Source organism: Mesorhizobium sp. M7A.F.Ca.CA.001.10.2.1 (genome assembly GCF_003998575.1).
Lineage (GTDB): Bacteria > Pseudomonadota > Alphaproteobacteria > Rhizobiales > Rhizobiaceae > Mesorhizobium.
Map to the genome: position 1 here is coordinate 1 of NZ_RZQY01000905.1, position 1,834 is coordinate 1,834.

The window sequence follows — 1,834 nt, forward strand, 5'->3', positions numbered from 1 at the left end:
GCGTGATCGGCGTCATCTCGGTGCTTCACGGCGAAGGCAAGTCGACGGTCGCGGCAAATCTCGCCGGCTTGCTCGCCGCCAATGGCTCCAAGACGCTGCTGATCGACGGCGACTTGCGCAATCCCGGCCTCAGCCGGGGCCTTGGCATGGAAACCGAGCAGGGCTTGATGGAAGCGGTGGTCAGTGGCCAGACCTGGCAGTCCGTCGGCAAGATCGACAGGCAGACGAAGCTGGCGATCATCCCGGCGGTGCTGCGCGGTCATTTCTCGCATACCAGCGAACTTCTCTCCTCGGCCGGCATGCGACGCTTCATCGAGAACGCCAAGGAGACGTTCGAATACATCGTCGTCGATCTGCCGCCGCTCGGACCGGTGGTCGACGCCAAGGCCTTCGCGCCGTTGGTCGACGGTTTTGTACTGGTCACCGAGTGGGGGCGCACCCCACGCGCGATGGTCAGGTCGATGCTGGAATCCGAACCCTATGTCGCCAACAAGATCGTCGGCGCGGTGCTGAACAAGGTCGATTTGAAGAAACTGGCCAAATACGGATCGTTCGGCGGGTCGGAAAAATTCTTTGATAAATATTCGAGCTACTATCTGGAAAAGTCGGAAGTGCGCGGCAAGGCGCCGGTGTGACGTCGACCGTTGCGCGAGTGGACCCTCTCTGAAGTGTATCGATCTTCAGGTCAGCACACCTGAATATCGATGCGCGTCAGGAGAAGATCAGCCTGCCTTGCTTGTCGGCGATCCTGACGGCGGTCAGGCGTCCGCTCTGGAAGGCGGCTGTGTCGATGCCGAGCCGGCGCCCTTCGAGCTTCGGGACGTCCACCGGAGTATGCCCGTGCACCACCCAGCGGTCGAGCAGGTGCGTTGCCTCGAAGAAGTCCGAACGGATGTTGGCCAGGTCGTGGTCGGTTTGCGCCGCAAGGTCGACGCCGGGCCTGATGCCGGCGTGGACGAACACGAACTTCCGCGAACGGACCATGATCGGCAGCCCGCGCAGGAAGCTGACGTGATCGTCTGGAATGATCTCCCTTATGCGTCGGTCGATCTGCGCGCTGCTCCCGTAGAGGCTGGCGAGGCGCGCCGGATCGATGCCATAGGAAAACAGGGTTTGCAGGCCGCCCGTCGCCAGCCAGGGCTTGCGGGACAGATTTCCGTCGAGATAGTTCAGCATCGCCACTTCGTGGTTGCCGGCAAGACAAATGCGCTGAAACCCTTTCGGCGGCGGCGCCACGAGGTGATCCAGCACCCGGGCCGACTGAAGCCCCCGGTCGATGTAGTCGCCAAGCATGACGATGATCTTGCGGCTCTGGAAGCGCAGCGAATCGAGCAGGATCTTCTGCTCCAGGGCACGGAGTTCCTTGTAGCAGCCATGCACGTCACCGATCGCATAGACGACGGCGTCCTGCATGTCGATATCGAGGCGCGCACGCGCCGCGATCCGGGGTTTTCGCTGGAACAGGGTCACGTGCGGGGCGTCTCGAGGCAAGCTCTCATACGGAAGGCATAAGTGCCTGTTATCATGCCCGAAACGGAGAATTCCGCAATCGTGGAAAATGCAGCCCCGCCGGGTCGGGACCGCAAATGCATGTTGCTCAGAAATGAGCTCGGTTTTGGGAGAACGATCTGTGGAAACAAAGGCCTGAAGCGGGCCTGAATCCGCTCAGGCGCGACATGCTTTAGGTCGGCAGCCGGCCCGGTCTGCCGGATCGTCGTCAGGCTGCCTTGAGCCGATAGCGGAAAACGGTGTGGTCGAGCAGCAGCCGGATGCGTGGTTCGGCCTCGATCGCCACCAGCCAGCTTGCCGCGATCATCGTCGCGCCGACGACCGC

Annotated in this window: 2 protein-coding genes and 1 pseudogene; 1 reads left to right on the plus strand and 2 read right to left on the minus strand. The window is 62.1% G+C overall.

Features of this window, described 5'->3' with window-relative positions; translation table 11 throughout:
- Positions 1 to 635, plus strand: a 635-nt coding sequence (locus tag EN964_RS33290) for a polysaccharide biosynthesis tyrosine autokinase (RefSeq protein ID WP_127277354.1), incomplete at its 5' end; no start/stop codon positions are given.
- A 76-nt stretch (positions 636 to 711) separates the two neighbouring features.
- On the opposite strand, the gene EN964_RS33295 is transcribed toward EN964_RS33290, so the two are convergent.
- Both EN964_RS33295 and EN964_RS39285 read right to left on the minus strand, forming a co-directional pair.
- On the minus strand, positions 712 to 1,470 hold the full coding sequence (locus EN964_RS33295) for a metallophosphoesterase family protein (RefSeq protein ID WP_127269154.1): 759 nt from the start codon (positions 1,468 to 1,470) through the stop codon (positions 712 to 714).
- A 247-nt stretch (positions 1,471 to 1,717) separates the two neighbouring features.
- Positions 1,718 to 1,834, minus strand: a pseudogene (locus tag EN964_RS39285) (acyltransferase); the annotation flags it as partial.